The following is an 18,250-nucleotide window of genomic DNA, read 5'->3' on the forward strand; positions in this document are numbered from 1 at the left end:
CGGCCGCGCGCCCTTCCCTCCCCGCTGGGTGAAACGGACGGGCATGACGCTGGGATCGGTCGCGATCACCATGCTGGGCCTTCTGTTCGTCACCTTCCTGATCGGCCGGGTGATGCCCCTCGACCCGGTCCTGGCCATCGTCGGCGAACGCGCCAGCCCCGAGGTCTATCAACGGGTCTATCAGGAGCTCGGCCTCGACCGGCCGCTGCTGGTGCAGTTCTGGTTTTATCTACAGGATGTTCTGAGGGGAGATTTCGGCACCTCGCTGCTGACCGCGCGCCCCGTCTCGGAAGACATCGCCCGGGTCTTTCCGGCAACGCTGGAACTGGCGACGCTGGGCACGCTGATGGGCGTGCTGCTGGGCGTGCCCTTGGGCGTTCTGGCTGCCGTCCGGCGCGGGTCCTGGATCGACCAGATCGCGCGCGTCGTCGCGCTGGTGGGCTATTCGATGCCGATCTTCTGGCTCGGGCTCATGGGGCTTCTGGTCTTCTACGGTATTCTGGGCTGGGTCGGAGGCCCGGGGCGGCTGTCGATCTTCTATGACGGCATGATCGAGCCCGTGACCGGCATGATCCTGATCGACAGTGCGCTGGCGGGCGACTGGACGGTCTTTCGCGACGCGCTCAGCCATATCGTGCTGCCGGCCTCGCTGCTGGGCTATTACAGCCTCGCCTATATCAGCCGCATGACCCGCTCCTTCATGCTCGAGCAGATGTCGGCCGAATATGTCACCACCGCCCGCGTCAAGGGCCTGAGCGAGCGCGCGGTGATCTGGAACCATGCCTTCCGCAACATCCGGGTGCAGCTGATCACGGTGATCGCGCTCAGCTATGCCGGGCTTCTGGAAGGCTCGGTGCTGACCGAGATCATCTTCGCCTGGCCGGGGATCGGCTCCTACATCACCAACGCCCTGCTTTCGGCCGACATGAGCGCGGTTCTGGGCGGCACCGTTGTGGTGGGTCTGGCCTTCGTGCTGCTCAATGTCTTTTCCGACCTGCTCTACAAGGTCTTCGATCCGAGGGCGAAATGACCGAAACGACCGGACTACGCGCCTGGCTTCTGACCGATGCGCCGCAATCGCGGGGACAGGCGCGGCTGGCGCGCCTCTATCAGGGCTGGCTGGCCTTCCGCCGCAATCCGATGGCGATGTTCGGGCTCGCGATCCTGGTCGCGCTGCTGGCCATCGCCGCGCTTGCGCCCTGGATCGCGCCGCATGATCCCTTCCATCAGGATCTTTCTGCGCGGCTTCTGCCCCTGGGAACGCCCGGCCATCCGCTGGGCACCGACTCGCTGGGGCGCGACATCCTCTCGCGGCTGATCTACGGCTCGCGGATCACGCTTTACATCGTCACCCTGGTCGCCCTCATCGCGCCGCTCGCCGGGCTGATCATGGGCACCCTCTCGGGCTATCTCGGCGGCTGGGTCGACATGGTCCTGATGCGGATCACCGACATCTTCCTGGCCTTCCCGCGGCTGGTGCTGGCGCTGGCCTTCGTGGCAGCGCTCGGGGCAGGCATCGAGAATGCGGTGCTGGCGATCGCGCTGACCGCCTGGCCGCCCTATGCAAGGATCGCCCGGGCCGAGACGCTGACGCTTCGGAACGCCGATTTCATCAGCGCGGTGCGGTTGCAGGGCGCGGGGCCGGTGCGGATCATCACGCGCCATATCTGGCCGCTCTGCATCTCGTCGCTGATCGTGCGGGTGACGCTCGACATGGCGGGGATCATCCTCGCTGCGGCGGGTCTTGGCTTTCTCGGCCTCGGCGCGCAGCCGCCCAGCCCCGAATGGGGCGCGATGATTTCCGAGGGCCGCCGCTTCATCCTCGATCACTGGTGGGTCGCCACCATGCCGGGGCTTGCCATCTTCACCGTGTCGCTGGCCTTCAACCTGCTGGGCGACGGGCTGCGCGACGTGCTGGACCCGAAGGGAGAGAAATGACCCATCTTCTGGATGTCGAGGACCTTCGGGTCCGCTTCCCCACCCGCACCGGCATGTTCGAGGCGGTGCGCGGCGTCTCCTTCAAGCTCGGCCGGGAACGGCTTGGTATCGTTGGAGAAAGCGGTTCCGGAAAGTCGATGACCGGGCGCTCGATCCTCCGGCTGATCCGGCCCCCGGGCAGGTCACCGCCGGGCATATCCGGCTCGATGGCGAGGATCTGATGCAGAAATCCGAGGCCCAGATGCGCAAGGTGCGCGGCGAGCGTATCTCGATGGTGATGCAGGATCCGAAATTCTCGCTGAACCCGGTGATGAGCGTGGGCGAGCAGCTGATCGAGGCCTGGCGCGTGCACAAGAAGGGCAGCCGGGCCGAAGCCAGGCGCCGGGCGCTCGAGATGCTGGACGCGGTCTCGATCCGCGATCCCGAGCGGGTGATGCGCGCCCATCCGCACGAGCTTTCGGGCGGCATGGGCCAGCGGATCATGATCGCGATGATGCTGATCCCCGATCCCGAGCTGCTGATCGCCGACGAGCCGACCTCGGCGCTCGATGTCTCGGTCCAGGCCCAGGTGCTGCAGATCATGGACAAGCTGGTGCAGGAGCGCGGGATGGGACTGATCTTCATCAGCCATGACCTGAATCTCGTCGCCGATTTCTGCGACCGGGTGCTGATCATGTATGCGGGCCGCGTGGTCGAGACCTGCGCGGCCGACAGGCTGCACGAAGCCAGGCACCCCTATACGCGGGGCCTTCTGAACTCGCTGCCCCGGCTCGATGCGCCGCAGAAACGGCTGGAGGTGCTGCGCCGCGATCCGGCCTGGGCCGAGGCTCCTTCGGTGAGGCCGGCATGAGCGCGCTGTTCTTCGACGATTTGAGCGTCTGGTTCGGCGAGGGCCGCGACCGGGTCGATGCCGTCCGGGGCGCAAGCTTCCGTGTCGGCCATGGCGAAAGCTTCGGGCTGGTCGGCGAAAGCGGTTCGGGCAAGTCGACGATCATGCGCGCGCTGAGCGGGCTTGCGCCCGACTGGTCGGGGCGGATGGCGGTGAACGGCAATCCGGTCCGGTCCGGCCACCGCCGCGACCGCAACTTCTACAAGAGCGTGCAGATGGTCTTTCAGGACCCCTATGCCTCGCTCCATCCGCGCCAGTCGGTCGATCAGGTGCTGTCCGAAACCCTGCATCTGCATGGGTTTCGCGATGTCGAGCCCCGGATCGTGCGGCTGCTCGACGATGTCGGCCTCGGCCCCGCCTTCCGCTTCCGCTATCCGCACCAGCTGTCGGGTGGCCAGCGTCAGCGCGTGGCCATCGCCCGGGCGCTCGCGCCCGAGCCCTCGATCCTGCTGCTCGACGAGCCGACCTCGGCGCTCGATGTCTCTGTCCAGGCCGAGATCCTGAACCTGCTGGCCGACCTCCGGGCCGAGCATGACCTGACCTTCCTGATGGTCTCGCACGATCTCGCGGTGGTGGCCCATATGTGCGACCGCATCGCGGTGATGAAGGCCGGAGAGATCGTCGAGGTGATGGGCGTCGACGAGATGCGGGCGATGACGCCCTCGCATCCCTATACCCGCGCGCTTCTGCAGGCCTCGACCGGCTAAAGCCGGGACGGATAAGGCAGCCCCCTGCCCGCGGCCCGACCCGGCCCGGAAATCGCCTGAAGTTCTCTCGAACTTTAAGGGAAACGACGGCGATTTCCGGGGTGCCTGCTCACCTCATCTTAACGCAGGGACAGCTAGAGCTTCGAACCGGACCCGTCCGGTACCGGAGCACGTCATGCGCCTTGTCTTTGTCATCGCAGTCCTGGCCAGCCTTTTCGGCCCGCCGATCGCGGCCATCGCCGCCTCCGGAACCGACCGGCCGGCTTTCCGATTTGCCCAGATCGCCGCCCTGGAAGGACCCGCCGCCGCGCTCGGTCAGGGCATGCGTCTGGGCCTGCTGGCCGCCTTCGAAGAGGCCAACCGTGCCGGCGGCATACATGGCCGCAAGGTCGTGCTCGACAGCGTCGATGACGGTTACGAACCCGCCCGCTCGGCCGCCGCCGTCGACAGGATCCTCTCCGAGGATCGGCATCTCGCACTGATCGGCCAGGTCGGAACCCCCACGGCCAAGGCGACCCAGCCGCTTTCGGCGAAGGCGGGCATGCCGGTGATCGGCCCGCTGACCGGGGCCGGCTTCCTGCGCACGCCCTGGATCGACAACGTGACCAATATCCGCGCCAGCTACGATGCCGAAACCGAAGCCTGGATCGCCTATCTGGTGGACAGGCTCGGCATGGACCGGATCGCGATCCTCTACCAGGATGACGGTTTCGGCCAGGCCGGGCTCGAAGGAGTGCGCAGCGCGATGAAGAAACGCGGCCTCACGCTTGTGGCCGAGGGCAATTACACGCGCAACACGCTGGCGGTGAAGGTGGCCCTTCTGAACATCCGGAAGGCGCGTCCCGATGCGGTGGTGATGGTCGCGGCCTACAAGCCGGTCGCCGAATTCGTCCGCGTCGGCCGCAAGCTCGATTTCAGGCCGACCGTGGTGAATATCTCCTTTGTAGGGTCGCGGGCGCTCAGCGAGGAGCTCGGCCCCGATGGCGAGGGCATCATCGTCAGCCAGGTCGTGCCGTTTCCCGGCGATGCCGCATTGCCGGTCGTGGCCGAATATCAGGCCGCTCTGAAAGAGATCGATGCCGCGGCCCGACCGGATTTCGTTTCGCTCGAAGGCTACCTGGCCGGGCGCGTCGCCCTGCGGGCCCTGCAAAAGGCAGGCCCCTTTGCCGATCGCAGCCGGATGCTCGCGGCGCTGGGCCAGCTCGGCACATTCGACCTCGGAGGCCTGCAATTCGCTTACGGCCCCGGCGACAATCAGGGCCTCGACGAGGTCTTTCTCACCAGGATCGGCGCCGATGGCGCATTCGAGCCGCTGCCCGCGTCCGATCCGAAATTCTGACAAGGGCGGGTCCTCGCGGCCCGAGGTCTCTGAACCACCTCCCGGAGGGATCCCATGCTCAAATTCCTGTCGACGGTATTCGGCAGTATCGCGCTGAAATTCTCGTCTGTCCTCTTGCTCATGGGTGCGATGACGGCGGCGGCAATCGTCATCGCCACGATGGTGTTCAACACGCTCTCGGCCTCGCTCACCGGGCTCATGACCGACGAGTTGCCGGGCATAGGAACCAGAATCACCGTGATCGAGAATACCGGAGAAATCCGCGATGCCCTGTCGGAGATGCTGATGGCGCACGACCTTCAGGGGGTTGATGACGGCTACAGGGATTTTATCTCCGGAAGCAAGGACATCGTGGCGGCGGTGAACCAGTTGCCCGACGCGGACAAAGCCACCTTCCTGCCCATGCTGACGGCGCTTTCGGACGAGGTCGCGGGGATGCGCACGGCCATCGACCGGCGCTTCGCCGCTCAGAACCGGATGCAGGACCAGCTGACAGATTTCACCACGACGGTGAAAGAAATCCGCGAGGCGCTCGCCGAAATGGCCGAGGATGCGGTCCGCGACATGAATCTCGCAGGCGACCGGACCATCGAAAGCGTGTCGGACACACTCGGAACGCTGGTCGATACCGATTTCAATTCGACCGCGCTGATCCTGCAGGCGCGGGCCGAGATCAATCTTCTGTCCGGCGTCGCGCTGGCCATCGCCGAACAGAAGGATCCGGCCATGACCACGATCCTGCGCGACATTGCCGTCGCCAGCCTGCGCAAGCTCGACACCGTGCTTGCCGAACTCGAGGCGGCCGGAACGATCCCGCTTTATCTGCCGGTCCTGACCGAGACCAGAGCCGCCTTCGCCAATGTGGCCAATACCGGCTTCCGCGCCCGGGCCGGCTATATCGAAGACGTGATGAAGCTGCGCGACGACAGCAATATCGCCCTCAGCTCGGCGATTGACGATTTGACCTTCAAGCTCATGATCGGCGCCGAGAACACCGCCGCCTTCAACCGTGACACCATCCACAGGCTGCTCGGCAACGAGGTGCAGCAGATCCGCGACACAGCCGATATCGACCTTGCTGTCACAACCTTAGTCGCCCGATCCTATCTCGGGGCCACGGCCAAGGACATCGCCGATGCCGATGCCGCCCAGGCCCAGATCGTCGACGCCCGCGACAGGCTGACCGGGCTGAGCGACCGGGTTTTCCTGGCCGACAAGCTGCGCGGCATGCTCGACCGGCTTGCCGCCTATGCCGACCCGAAAACCGGGATTGTGGCCACGCATCGCGTCGAGATCATGTCCCTTGACGAAGCCGAAGCCGGGTCGCGGTCGGCCTATGAACGGCTGCGCGAGATCGCCGGGGCGGCCAGCACGCAGGGCAGCGCGGCGATGGCGGATGCAAAGGCGGCCGGGGCCGCGATCCTCGCCGAGGCCGAGGCCGCGCGGGATCGTCTGGATCTCGTCACTCTGGGCAGCGTCGCCATCTTCATCCTTGCCCTGCTTCTGACCTGGCTGCTGATCATCTCGCCGATAGGTCGGCTCGCCCGCGTGACCGGGCGCCTGGCCCAGGGCGAGTTGATCGAGGTCAGGGGGTTCGGCCTCTTCGGAGGCGAGATCGCCCGCATGGGCAAGGCGCTTGTCGTGTTCCGCGACGGACTGGCCGAACGCGACCGCATGCAGCGTCTGGAGCGCGAGGCCGAGCAGGACCGGCAGGCCCGCGCGAGCGAACAGAACGCGGTCGTGACCGAACTCGCCGCAGCGCTGCAATCGCTGTCGGCAGGTGATCTGTCCGCGCGGCTCGAAAACCGTTTTCCCGAGGATTACGAAGGTTTGCGCGCCGATTTCAATGCAACGATCGACACCCTGAACGAGCTGATCGGCTCTGTGGTCGAGAACGCGACCGAGATATTTTCCCGTGCCGAGGAAATCTCCGGCGCGGCCGGCGATCTGTCGCGCCGCACCGAGAACCAGGCCGCGACGCTGGAACAGACCGCGGCCGCGATGGACGAGATGACGGCCAGCGTCCGCGCGGCGGCCGATGGCGCGGCGAAGGTCGAGGATGTCGTGCGCGAGGCGCGCGGCAATGCCGAGAAATCGGGCCTCGTTGTCAAGGAGGCCATCGGGGCGATGGCCGAAATCGAGAAATCCTCGGATGGCATCAACCAGATCATCGGCGTGATCGACGACATCGCGTTCCAGACCAACCTGCTGGCGCTGAATGCGGGCGTCGAGGCGGCCCGCGCCGGCGAGGCCGGGCGCGGCTTTGCGGTCGTGGCCTCCGAGGTGCGGGCGCTGGCCCAGCGCTCCTCCGAGGCCGCCAAGGAGATCAAGACCCTGATTTCGGCCAGTTCCGATCAGGTGGCTTCGGGCGTTGCCCTGGTCAACCGCGCAGGCGCGGCTCTGAGTGAAATCGTCGTGCGGGTCGGCGATATTGCCGAGTTGATCGGCGGCATCGCGACCGGGGCTCAGGAGCAATCGGTCGGTCTGGGCGAGATCAATGTCGGCGTCGCCGAACTTGACAAGGTGACCCAGCAGAACGCGGCCATGGTCGAGGAGGCAACTGCCGCCAGCACCACCCTCAAGCAGGAAGCGTCGAGCCTGCAGCAACTTGTGTCGCGGTTCCGCCTACGCAAGGCGCCGGGATCTGGCCATCCGCGACCGGCCCAGCGCGCAAAGCCCGCCCCCTCCCCCGGCAACACTGGCGTGCCGACCGCTCCTGGCAAGCGCGCGCTCAATGATGGCGGCTGGCAGGATTTCTGATCCCCGTCGCCGGACAAGGAACCGAAACCCGGCGCCCCGGGCCAGGCGACAGACTGCCCCCGGCCGCCGGATGGCCCGCATGAGCACGTGCCTCCCGATGCCCGGGCAAGGGAGCCGCGCAACCGGCGGGAGGAAACAGATGGCCAGGACACAGGTCACGTCGATACCGAAGCGAGCGCCCGCCCAAAGCGCTGCTTCCAGACACCGCGCCGCAAACACCGGACCACCAGACACGGGGCCACCAGCACAGGGCCACCAGATACTGGGCCAGAAGCGACACACCCGAGGACGGGCGCGCAAGCCCCGACCGCTCAACCGGAGCGGAGGACGGATGCGGCTCCCCCTTCCGCAGATCGCGGGTGAAAACCGGTACGGGGCTACCGCCACCGACGTGCCGATGCGGGCAGGTACCGTGCCGAGGCCTGGCCCGGGGCCAGGATCGCCCTCGGGAAAGCCAGGCGCATCCGGGACAGCGCCCCCAGAATCCGGAGTTCAAGCCGGACGGCCCAAAATCTATGCCCGCCTGTACTTGCCTGAAATAGCGCCGCTTTTGACAGAAGATTCCACGACTGCTTTTCGCTATAATCAGGCTTAAACGATTTTGAATGCTGATTACGGGGAAATGCGATGCCTGTCAGGACAATGGTATTGACGACAGCGATTTCGGGCCTTGCGCTGACATTGCCAGCAGAGCGCCTGCACGCCGACGATCTCGGCAAGGTGATCGTAGGCGGCGCCATTCTTTGCGCCCTGACCGGCTGCATCAAGCAGTCCAGACAGACCGGAAGCCAGCGCAGAATGACGCCTCCGAGAGGCAATCCCACCGTTCGCGCCGACCAGCAGGCGCTGAACTATTTCGGCTATGACGCGGGCGGCGCCGATGGCGTGACCGGCAAGCGCACCCGTTCGGCGATTTCGCGCTATCAGGGCTATATGGGCTATCCGGTGACCGGTCAGCTCGACACCTATCAGCGCCAGACCCTGGTCGGCGCCTATAACTGGGCACAATCGGGCGGCAACGCGACCTATCCGGGGATCCAGGGCCAGGAATTGCTGCGCGCCTATGCCAGCCATTCCCGCGGCGGCAATTACTGCCAGGAAACCGGCCGCTGCATGGGCGGCGGCTATCCGGCACCGAACAATTACGGCGGGCCCCCGGGATATCCGGGTGGCAATGGCCTGCCGCCCCAGACAGGCTATGGCGCGACCGGCACCATGCCCGCGCCCGCCTATCCGCAACCGATGCCACCGCTAAACGCCGCGCCGCTGCCGACCCAGGTGATGACCACAGGCGGCGCGCTGGCCGGCTTCGAATTGCCCGACAGCAGCGGCAACCGTTCGATCACCGATCACTGCCAGACCGTGAAGATGGTCTCTTCGGCCAATGGCGGGCCGGTGCGCAGCCCGGCATCCATCGTCAACCCGACCCAGGCGCTTGACGAGCAGTTCTGCAGCGCCAGCACCTATGCGGTGAGTTCCACCGAACGCATGCTGAGCGGCGCCCAGGTGACCGATGAACAACTGACGCAGAATTGCGGCCAGGTGGTCGACTTCATGGCGGCCGAAACCGACGCGCTCGGCACCCGCCCTGCCGCCGATCTGCTTGCAACGGCGCAGCAGAAGATCCGGCAGGCCGCGCCGGACGGCAATACGCAAGTGCTCGTGCAGACTGGCGAGGTCTGCCTCGGCTATGGCTACCGGACCGACGAAGCCGACGTGGTTCTGGCCGCCTCGATGCTGCTGGTCGGCGCCGGAGCCCGGCCCTATGCCGAGCTTCTGGGCCACCATCTGCGCGACGGGCTCGGCGTGCAGGCAGATGCCGAGCGGGCGCGCAAGTGGTACGAGACCGCCTTCTCGTCGCTCGATGACGGCGCCGCACCGGTTTTTCTGCCAAGCCAGAGCGCCCAGCGCGTGGAGATCATGCGCGCAGCCCTGGCAGGCGGCGCCCCCGCCCCGGTGCTGACGGGAGCCTCGAGCGCCGGGGCCGCACCGGCCCCCTCCGCGCTGCCGAGCTTCAATATCGGAAACTGATCCCGGGCGCGGGCAGAGCCCTTCCGAAGCCGCGCCCGCCCTGTTTTTCAAAGGGTCCGGCCCGGAACAATGGGCAGTCATCGGCCGACGACAGCTTCTGTCGCCGCCTCCGGCGCAGTTCGGCGGTAGCCCCCCGCCGCCGATACGCTAATATATTCGGCACAAGCACGTTCGGCAGCCGAATGCCAGTTGGAGGACAACGTAATGACAGCCAAGGGTTTCCTGATCGCCGCCACCGCCATGGCGCTGAGCCTGCCGGGGCCGGTGCGGGCAGATACCGGCGATGTGGTCAAGCTCGGGATCGCGGCCGGAGCCTTCTTCTGCATGGCCAATCCCGGCCGCTGCGGGCTGGGCGGCAACAACCGCAACGCCCAGCCGAGCGCCGCGCCTCAGCGCACCGCCTCTCCGCCGGCCCGGCAGCCGCGCGCGGCCGATCCGGCGATCCGGACCGATCAGCAGGCGCTGAACTATTTCGGCTACGAGGCGGGCAGTGCCGATGGCATAATGGGCCGCCGCACCCGCGACGCGATCTCGCGCTATCAGGGCTATATGGGGTATCCCTCGACGGGCCAGCTCGACGCCTATCAGCGCCAGACCCTGGTCGGCGCCTATAACTGGGCGCAGGCCGGCGGCGGCGCGGCCTATCCCGGGGTCTACGGCGAAGAGCTGCTGCGCGCCTATGCCAGCCAGATGCGCGGCGGCAATTACTGCCGCGAGACCGGCCGCTGCCCGGTGCAGTCGGGCAATACCGGACAGAGCCCGGTCCGCAGCCTTCCCGATCTGCCCCAGGCCGATGCCTCGATGGCCAATGCCTGCACCAGCAGCCAGATGGTCACCAATGCCAATGGCCCGGTGCTGAACCCGGTCGACATCACCGATCCCGACCGCGCCCGCCAGGCCCTCGACGAACAGTTCTGCAGCGCCAGCAGCTATGCCTCGAGCCGGTCCGAGAACCTGCTCTCGGGCAGCGGCACAACCGACGCGACGCTTGCCCGGAACTGCCGCTGGGTGGTCGAACGGATGGAGGACCAGATCGACCGGCTCGACAGCCAGTCCGCAGTCGAACTCGCCGGAGCGGCCGACCGGCGGGTGCGGGAAATCGGGGGCGATCCGCGCCAGATCTCGGACGCGGCGACGATCTGCCTGGGCTATGGCTACCGCACCGACGACCCGAAAATGGCGCTGGCCTCGGCGCTGATGCTGGTGGGCACCGGCGCCCGGCCCTATGCCGAGCTGGTCGGCCACCATCTGCGCAGCGGCTTCGGCACCCAGCGCGATCCGGCCCAGGCCCGGGGCTGGTACGACATCGCCTTCGACGCGCTCGACCGGGGCGCCGAACCGGCCGTGCGCCCGAGCCAGAGCGGCGAACGCGTGGCGATCATGCGCACGGCGCTGGGCGGTCAGGGGCCTGCCGGGTCGGACTCCGGAACCTCGTCCTCGGGATCCGGCGTGCCGAGCTTCAACTTGCGGTGACCCCTTGGCCACAGGACGGCCGCCCCCTGCCCGAACCGGCAGGGGCGGCACCCGGGCAGGCGGTGGGCCGTCTGTGGGCAGGCGGAGGGCGGCGGTTGACCCCATGCCGCAAATGCAATTAACTCAAGGCATAATTTCGCATTGACACTGCGTTTGATGACGGCGGATTGAGATGCTGCGTGCGGCGATATTTGCGATGGCGCTCGGACTTCTGGTGATCGTGGGCGCCTCCGGCTATGCCGCGCTCGCCGCCTGCCGTGTCGAACTTCCCCTGCTTGAGCGCTGGTTCGCGCAAAGCTGCCGCTCCGAGGAAGAAACCGCCGCCCTCGCCCGGCTCGACACGCTGCGCAGCCGTAATCTTGCGCTCCTTCGCGACATCCGCCGGACCGAGAATGAACTGGCCGCGCTGCAATGCGAGGCGGTGCCGCCCGCACCCGCCCAGGACCCGCCCCCTGCCACCGACAGCGCCGGGATCGATCCCGGCATCTGGAACCGCGGCGATATCCGCGTGCTCGACGGCTGCTGGGAGCTCGATTCCGATTTCCGCACCCGCGACATCCAGACCGGACGCATCACCCATTACACCCAGTGGGAAATGTGCTTCGACCGGCAGGGCAACGGCCGCGAGACGATGACCGCCACCAATGGCACCACCTGCCAGGGCGCGGTCTCGGGCCAGTTCCTCGCCCCCGGCACGGCTGGCGACCGCCAGCGGCTCGAGGTGCGTGAACCGGGCAATCTGCGCTGCTCCGACGGCGGCTACATCCATCAGCGCATCATCACCTGCGAGCTGGCGGGCGACGGCAGCGCCAGTTGCGTGAATTTCCAGCCCGAGACCGGCGGCCGCGGCGAGGTCCGTCTGCGCCGCAGAACCGAGGACCAGTAACCATGGCCGAGCATTTCCTGACCAAGAGCCGGATCGAGCTGAGCCAGTGCCTCGAAACCGGCGGCGGGCTGGCGCTGGAAAGCTACGGGGCGCTGTATCAGGCGCTGCACGAACGGGTCTCGCCCGAGGCGGCCGCGCTCTTTGCCGAGCCGCTGCTGAGCCGCGGCAACGAGACCGCGCCCGCCAGCATCGCCTGGTATACCGGGCACCCCGGCGAGGGCCGCCCGCTGCGCGCTCTGGACGAGGCCGACCGCAGCCGGGCCGAGGCCGTGCTGAGCGAAAGGCTGCGCGCCATCCGCCCCCATCTTGCCGATCCCGAGGACGGACCGCTGATCGGCGCGGCGCTGCATCTGGCCAACCATCCCGAGGGCGATATCTGGGTTGTCGACGGCCAGCCGGTGATCGTGAACTGGGGCATGCTGCCGGTCGGGATGAGCCGCGATCCCGAGACCCGCGGCGCCCATGTCGCCGCCACGCTGGGCCGCTTCCTGCCGCTGGCCGCGGCCCCGCCACTCAGCCCCGCCGAGGCGCAGGCGCGGCGTCCCGATGCCCCCACCGATGAGCCGCCCGGAACCGGCCCCGATGGCAGCGCGGCCCCGGCCGTGGGCGCAACCGCGGTGGCGCCCGGCCCGGTCGCGCTCGAGGCGCGCACGCGCGCCTGGCCCGGTCCGATCGCCTGGGTGCCGCTTCTGGTCCTGCTCTTGATCGCGGGCGGCGTGCTGGTCTGGCTGCTTCTGCCCGGCACCCGGATCTTTCCGCCGCGCAGTCCCGACCCGGCCATCGACCGCGCGGCCGCGGCCACGGCCGTGGCCGAGATCAACGCCTCGCTCGAAGAGCGGCTGGCCCGGCTGCAAACCGCACTCGAGGGCGCCCAATGCCGCCCCGACGGCACCCTGACTATTCCCGACGGCCGCACCATCGAGGGGCTGCTGCCGCCCGATCCGGCCAACCCGGCCGATGCCCCCGGCAGCCGCGCCGCCGCCGATCCGCGCCCGATCCTGCCGCCCGACCCGGCCCGGGTGCAGGTGCCCTCGGACGGCGCCTCGGCGATGGATCTGACCTCGTTGCTGGAGCTGATCGAGGCCCGCACGGTGATGGTGGTCCGCTATCTCGCCGATGCCGATGCCCGCCCGGGCCAGCAGGTGCGGGCTGAACGCGGCTCGGGCTTCTTCGTCGGCCTCGACCTCGTCGTGACGAACAGTCACGTGGTCGAGGGCGCGCAGGGCGAGAGGATCTTCGTCATCAACCGGAGCCTCGGACAGCAATATCAGGCGACGGTGATCAAGACCGTCGGGCCGTTCGGCAGCACCGGGCGCGATTTCGCGCTGCTCCGCGTCGAAGGCGTGAATGCGCCCTATTTCACGCTTCTGAAGCCCGGTCATTCGCTGAAGCTGCAAAGCGTGATCGCGGCGGGCTACCCCGACGACCTGCTGGGCGACTGGCGCGGCGGCACCGATCCGGTGCCCGATCTCGCGGTCACCGACGGCACCGTCAATGCCGAGCAGGCACTGGCCCAGGGCAGCCCCGCCCTTGTCCATTCCGCGCCGATCTCGCAGGGCAATTCCGGCGGGCCGCTGGTCGACATGTGCGGCCGGGTGGTGGGCGTGAACACCTTCGTCCGGCAGGGCGCGCTGCGCAATCTGAACTTCGCGCTCTCCTCTGGCGACCTGCTCGACTTTCTCGAATCCGCCGCGCTGACGCCTGCCACCGTCACCCGGCCCTGCCAGCCGCAGCTGCTGCGCCCGGTGGCGCCCCCCGCCAGCGCCGGAACCCCGACCGATGCCGCCGCGGGTGTGCCCGATTTCAACCTCCGCCCCTCCTCGGACGATTAGGAGGGACCGGATGTTCGAGGCGCTCATCGTCACCACCTCCTCGGCCGGGCTGACCGCCATCGGCAGCCGCGAGCAGCGGTCCTACGAGCTGATCGCCGACACCCTGCGCGACCGGCTCGGCCCCGATCATGCCGCACTTTTCGCCGAGCCGGTGGCGACCGAGCAGGGCGACCGCTATGACTGGTATGCGCCGATGCCGGGCACGGTGCACCGGCTCGACGCGCTTGCCCCCGACCTGCGCGCGGAGGTCCTGGCCCGGCTGGCGACGCTGCAGGGCGAGATCGCGGCCCTGGCCGACGAGATCGCGGCGGAGGGCAGCCCCAGCTCGGAACGCCTGTCCGAGGCGCTGCGAAACGCGCTCCAGGTGCCGGGCGATGAGTACATCTATGCCATCGGCGACGGGCCCGCACCCCGGCCCGTGCTGGTCAACTGGGCCTGGACCGGCGACCGCCAGCGCTCGGAACGCGGGCTCCTGACCGGCGCCGCCCGCTCTATGCCCGCCGCCCCGGCCCCGGCCCCGGCCCCGGCCGCGACCGCCCCCGCGACCGCGACGGCGCCCACCCAAACCATGGCCCCCGCAAGCCCGCGCCCCGGCATCGCGCTCTGGCCGCTTCTGCTCTGGCTCGGCTGGCTGATCCTCGCGCTCATGCTGGCGGCGATCCTGGCACTTCTGGTTCCGGCCTGCGGGCTGCGCGGACTGGGTGCGCTCTCCTTCTGCCCGGCGCCGCCGCCCGAGGCCTCGGCCGCCGATGCCAGCACCCTGATCCTGCAGGACCGGATCGACCGGATCGAGCGCCAGATCGCCATTGCCGACCGCGCCTGCCAGCCCGCGCCACCGCCCCCTTCGCCGCCGCCCGCCGCCCCTCCGGTCGAGGAAAGCCGCTATGACCGTGCGCTCGAGGAAGCCGGGGCGCGGCGGGGCGATCTGAACTTCTCGCTGTTCTGGAACGGCCCATCGGATATCGACCTGGCCGTTACCTGCCCGACCGGCGGCAAGATCTGGTATCGTGCCAAGAACGTCTGCAACGGCCGGCTCGATGTCGACAGCAATGTCGACCGGATCCGCCCCGACCCGGTCGAGAACATCTACTTCGAAGGTCCGGCCGCAGGCAATTACCGCGCCACCGTCACCCTGTTCAAGGATCGCACCCGCGGACCCGACAGCTTCCGGCTGCTGATCCGCGATGCCGACAGCGAGGTTCTGCAGCACGGCACCCTGAGCCGTCAGGGCGAAAGCTGGACCACCACCATCAACTATCCCGGATTGCCATGATCTCTGACCGCAAGGAACAGCTCCGGCCGCTCGTGAACTGGCACGAGGACATCACCCTGGTGCCGTTCTCGGGCATCCAGATGCTGGATTTCGGCTTTGCCATCGACAAGGTCGCCACCCGCCCCTGGCGGTTCATCGAGCGCACCCTCGACGAGGCGCCCGACGAACGCATGCTGATCCCGCTGACCGGCAATGAGGAGATCGACGCGCCGCTGGAAAGCGCCGCCAGGCCCGATGACGACCCCTATTCCATCCGGCCCATGGCAGCACTGGAACCGTTCCTGTCGAAATGGGTGCCGGTGCCGGTTCTCAGGATGAAATCCGAGCGCGGGCCGGCGGGCGAGGAACGCTTCGATCCCGGCCCCTCGACCTGGGCGCGGATGCGGGTGGTCGAGCTGGCCGCCCCCGACCCCGAGACCGGCCATACCCACCGGGTGCAGATCGCGCTCGATACCGCGCTGACCGCGCAGGATCAGTCGGCCCATTACGTCGCCCCCCAGATCGCCGATGCCGAGAACCCGCGCGATTTCCGCTTAGTCTCGGACCCCGCGCAGATGGACTGGTTCCTGCGCCGGATCGAGGAAGGCGAGGACGGCCAGCCACGCGACCCGCAACTCTGGGTGTCGGACTGGCTGAAGGAGCTGTTCCTGGGCTTCAAGCGGGCCGAACGGCCCGGGCGCAACATTTCCGAGGACACCCTGCCGCATCAGTTCGAGCATTGGGCGCGCTATCTCACCTGTCTGCAAGTCATAGACCAGGCGGTGAAGATCCCGAAGATCCGCTTCGTCAACACCGTCTCGGAACGCGATGCGGTGACGCCGGTCGATGTCGATCTGGTGCTGGATGTGGGCAATTCGCGCACCTGCGGCATCCTGATCGAACGCTTCCCGGGGGAATCTCGGGTCGATCTGGTGCGCTCCTTCCCGCTCGAGATCCGCGATCTGTCGCGGCCCGAGCTTTACTATTCGGGCCTGTTCGAAAGCCGGGTCGAATTCGCCGATCTGAAATTCGGCGATGACCGCTTCGCCAGCCGCTCGGGGCGCCGCAACGCCTTCATGTGGCCGGGCTTCGTGCGCGTCGGCCCCGAGGCGCTGAGGCTGATCCAGCGCGAGGAAGGCACCGAGACCATGTCGGGGCTTTCGTCCCCGAAACGCTATCTCTGGGATGACGAGGCGCGCCAGCAGGACTGGCGCTTTCACAACCATGTCGACCCGAACAACCTGCCCAAATCGGTGCGCGCCGCGATGCGCCAGCTGAACGAGGCAGGCGACGTGATCGAACAGGTCCGCCATGAGGAAAAGCAACGCCTGCGCCGCCGCGGCCGCACGCCCTCGGACCGCGCGATCCGGCCGCGCTTTTCACGCTCGTCGCTGTTCGGCTTCATGCTGGCCGAGATCTTCAGCCATGCGCTGGTGCAGATCAACGACCCCGCCTCGCGCGCGCGCCGGGCGCAATCGGACCTGCCGCGCAGGCTCAACCGCATCATCCTGACCCTGCCCACCGCGACCTCGGTGCAGGAACAGGCGATCATGCGCAGCCGTGCCGAGGGTGCGCTGAAGATGGTCTGGGCGATGCTGGGCATGGACGAGGCGCTGGACCGCTACAAGACCAAGCCCGCCGTCACCGTCGAATGGGACGAGGCAAGCTGCACCCAGCTGGTCTATCTCTACAGCGAGATCACCCAGAAATTCGACGGAAACATCGAGGCCTTCCTGCGCCTGAAGGGCCGCGACCGCATCCGCCCCGGCGAGACCGCGCCCAGCCCCAGCCTCAGGCTTGCCTGCATCGATATCGGCGGCGGCACCACCGATCTGATGATCTCGACATACTGGTCCGAGGCCAACCGCGTGCTGCACCCCGTCCAGACCTTCCGCGAGGGTTTCCGGGTCGCGGGCGACGATATGCTGCAGCGGGTGGTGTCTGGCATCGTGCTGCCGCGTCTGCAGACCTCGATCGAGGCCGCGGGCGGGCGCTATGTCGGCGAGAAGCTGCGCGAGCTCTTCGCGGGCGATATCGGCGGGCAGGATCAGCAGGTGGTGCAGAAGCGCCGGCAGTTCGCGCTGCGCGCCCTGATGCCGCTGGCGGTCGCGATCCTGACCCATTCCGAGACCGCCGCCGAATATGGCCGCTTCGATCTGTCGGTGGCCGATACGCTGGGCCTGCCCCGGCCCGCGCCCGAACCCGACGAGGATGGCGTGGCGCCGCCCCGCGCGGGCCCGGCCGAGCCGCTGATCTCGGAGGAGATCCTGGCCTATGTCGAGCAGGCCGCCCGCGATGTCGGCGCGCCCGACTGGCGCTTTGCCGATGTGACGATCACAACCTCGCGCGAGGATGTCGACGCCATCGCCCGCGAGGCGTTCCAGAAGGTGCTGGGCAACATGGCCGAGGTGATCGACCATCTGGGCGTCGATGTGGTGCTGTTGACCGGGCGGCCCTCGCGGCTGCCCGCCGTGCGCTCGATCGTCGAGGAACTGCTGGTGGTGCCGCCCTACCGGCTGGTCTCGATGCACAGCTACAAGACCGGGCGCTGGTATCCGTTCCGCGACCCGATCACCCAGCGCATCGGCGATCCCAAAAGCACGGTCGCGGTCGGCGGCATGCTGATCGCGCTGTCCGAGAACCGGATCCCGAACTTCAAGGTCACGACCGGCGCCTTCCAGATGAAATCGACCGCGCGCTTCGTCGGCGAGATGGACAATAACGGCCAGATCCTCGATGCGCGGCTGATGTTCTCGGATCTCGATCTCGACGCCAGGGGCGGCGCGCAGGAGGCCACGGTCAGCATGTTCTCGCCCGTCCATATCGGCTCGCGGCAATTGCCGATCGAGCGCTGGACGACGACGCCGCTGTTCCGGCTCGACTTCGCCAATCCCAATGCCCAGCGTCGGCCGACACCGATCCGGGTGACCTTCGAGAAGGCCGATTACGACGATGACGAGCGCGAGGATTCCGAGGCCAAGCTGAGGCGCGAGGCGCTGCGCGAGGCCTTCGAGATCACCCTGGTCGAGGATGGCGTGGGCGACGGGATGAAGAATACCGATGTCGTGCTCAAGCTGCATACGCTGGGCTTCGACGACGAATACTGGATCGATACCGGCGTGTTCCGGTACTGAGGGGGCAGG

Annotated in this window: 11 protein-coding genes and 1 pseudogene; all 12 read left to right on the forward strand. The window is 67.8% G+C overall.

Annotated elements, in window-relative coordinates; translation table 11 throughout:
- The first annotated feature begins 43 nt into the window (after positions 1-43).
- The 12 genes and pseudogenes from ACK8CO_RS01265 (at position 44) to ACK8CO_RS01320 (ending at position 18,241) form a co-directional block, all read left to right on the forward strand.
- Positions 44-1,030 carry an ABC transporter permease gene (locus tag ACK8CO_RS01265; RefSeq protein WP_414897876.1) on the forward strand — a complete coding sequence of 329 codons (987 nt, stop codon included), beginning with the start codon at positions 44-46 and terminating at the stop codon, positions 1,028-1,030.
- Positions 1,027-1,938 (forward strand): ABC transporter permease, encoded by a 912-nt coding sequence (locus tag ACK8CO_RS01270; protein WP_414897877.1) that lies wholly within the window; start codon positions 1,027-1,029, stop codon positions 1,936-1,938. Before ACK8CO_RS01265 ends, ACK8CO_RS01270 begins: the two co-directional genes overlap by 4 nt.
- Positions 1,935-2,788, forward strand: a pseudogene (locus ACK8CO_RS01275) (ABC transporter ATP-binding protein). Before ACK8CO_RS01270 ends, ACK8CO_RS01275 begins: the two are co-directional and overlap by 4 nt.
- The gene (locus tag ACK8CO_RS01280; RefSeq protein WP_414897878.1) at positions 2,785-3,534 is read left to right on the forward strand and encodes an ABC transporter ATP-binding protein; all 750 of its coding nucleotides are present in this window, start codon (positions 2,785-2,787) and stop codon (positions 3,532-3,534) included. Before ACK8CO_RS01275 ends, ACK8CO_RS01280 begins: the two are co-directional and overlap by 4 nt.
- Before the next feature lie 175 nt (positions 3,535-3,709).
- On the forward strand, positions 3,710-4,873 hold the full coding sequence (locus ACK8CO_RS01285; RefSeq protein WP_414897879.1) for an ABC transporter substrate-binding protein: 1,164 nt from the start codon (positions 3,710-3,712) through the stop codon (positions 4,871-4,873).
- 54 nt (positions 4,874-4,927) lie between these two features.
- Positions 4,928-7,633 (forward strand): methyl-accepting chemotaxis protein, encoded by a 2,706-nt coding sequence (locus ACK8CO_RS01290; RefSeq protein WP_414897880.1) that lies wholly within the window; start codon positions 4,928-4,930, stop codon positions 7,631-7,633.
- A 648-nt stretch (positions 7,634-8,281) separates the two neighbouring features.
- Positions 8,282-9,664 carry a peptidoglycan-binding domain-containing protein gene (locus ACK8CO_RS01295; RefSeq protein WP_414897881.1) on the forward strand — a complete coding sequence of 461 codons (1,383 nt, stop codon included), beginning with the start codon at positions 8,282-8,284 and terminating at the stop codon, positions 9,662-9,664.
- A gap of 204 nt (positions 9,665-9,868) precedes the next feature.
- Positions 9,869-11,137 carry a peptidoglycan-binding domain-containing protein gene (locus ACK8CO_RS01300; protein ID WP_414897882.1) on the forward strand — a complete coding sequence of 423 codons (1,269 nt, stop codon included), beginning with the start codon at positions 9,869-9,871 and terminating at the stop codon, positions 11,135-11,137.
- Between the two features lie 172 nt (positions 11,138-11,309).
- Positions 11,310-12,023 carry a hypothetical protein gene (locus tag ACK8CO_RS01305; protein WP_414897883.1) on the forward strand — a complete coding sequence of 238 codons (714 nt, stop codon included), beginning with the start codon at positions 11,310-11,312 and terminating at the stop codon, positions 12,021-12,023.
- A gap of 2 nt (positions 12,024-12,025) precedes the next feature.
- Positions 12,026-13,855, forward strand: a complete 1,830-nt coding sequence (locus tag ACK8CO_RS01310) for a trypsin-like peptidase domain-containing protein (protein WP_414897884.1) — start codon at positions 12,026-12,028, stop codon at positions 13,853-13,855.
- A 10-nt stretch (positions 13,856-13,865) separates the two neighbouring features.
- Positions 13,866-15,128: a hypothetical protein gene (locus ACK8CO_RS01315; RefSeq protein ID WP_414897885.1), complete on the forward strand. Its 1,263-nt coding sequence runs from the start codon at positions 13,866-13,868 to the stop codon at positions 15,126-15,128.
- Entirely contained in the window at positions 15,125-18,241 is a 3,117-nt protein-coding gene (locus tag ACK8CO_RS01320) for a virulence factor SrfB (protein ID WP_414897886.1), read from the forward strand. Before ACK8CO_RS01315 ends, ACK8CO_RS01320 begins: the two co-directional genes overlap by 4 nt.
- The last annotated feature ends 9 nt before the right edge of the window (positions 18,242-18,250 follow it).

The sequence above is a fragment of the Rhodovulum sp. HP10 genome (assembly GCF_047553435.1).
Lineage (GTDB): Bacteria > Pseudomonadota > Alphaproteobacteria > Rhodobacterales > Rhodobacteraceae > Rhodovulum.

What these genes read in the sequence shown, in the direction of transcription:
- ACK8CO_RS01320 (WP_414897886.1), top strand. Translation starts at nt 15,125, where the DNA reads ATGATCTCTGACCGCAAGGAACAGCTCCGGCCGCTCGTGAACTGGCAC.
- ACK8CO_RS01285 (WP_414897879.1), top strand. Translation starts at nt 3,710, where the DNA reads ATGCGCCTTGTCTTTGTCATCGCAGTCCTGGCCAGCCTTTTCGGCCCG.
- ACK8CO_RS01265 (WP_414897876.1), top strand. Translation starts at nt 44, where the DNA reads ATGACGCTGGGATCGGTCGCGATCACCATGCTGGGCCTTCTGTTCGTC.
- ACK8CO_RS01310 (WP_414897884.1), top strand. Translation starts at nt 12,026, where the DNA reads ATGGCCGAGCATTTCCTGACCAAGAGCCGGATCGAGCTGAGCCAGTGC.
- ACK8CO_RS01290 (WP_414897880.1), top strand. Translation starts at nt 4,928, where the DNA reads ATGCTCAAATTCCTGTCGACGGTATTCGGCAGTATCGCGCTGAAATTC.
- ACK8CO_RS01305 (WP_414897883.1), top strand. Translation starts at nt 11,310, where the DNA reads ATGCTGCGTGCGGCGATATTTGCGATGGCGCTCGGACTTCTGGTGATC.
- ACK8CO_RS01315 (WP_414897885.1), top strand. Translation starts at nt 13,866, where the DNA reads ATGTTCGAGGCGCTCATCGTCACCACCTCCTCGGCCGGGCTGACCGCC.
- ACK8CO_RS01280 (WP_414897878.1), top strand. Translation starts at nt 2,785, where the DNA reads ATGAGCGCGCTGTTCTTCGACGATTTGAGCGTCTGGTTCGGCGAGGGC.
- ACK8CO_RS01300 (WP_414897882.1), top strand. Translation starts at nt 9,869, where the DNA reads ATGACAGCCAAGGGTTTCCTGATCGCCGCCACCGCCATGGCGCTGAGC.
- ACK8CO_RS01270 (WP_414897877.1), top strand. Translation starts at nt 1,027, where the DNA reads ATGACCGAAACGACCGGACTACGCGCCTGGCTTCTGACCGATGCGCCG.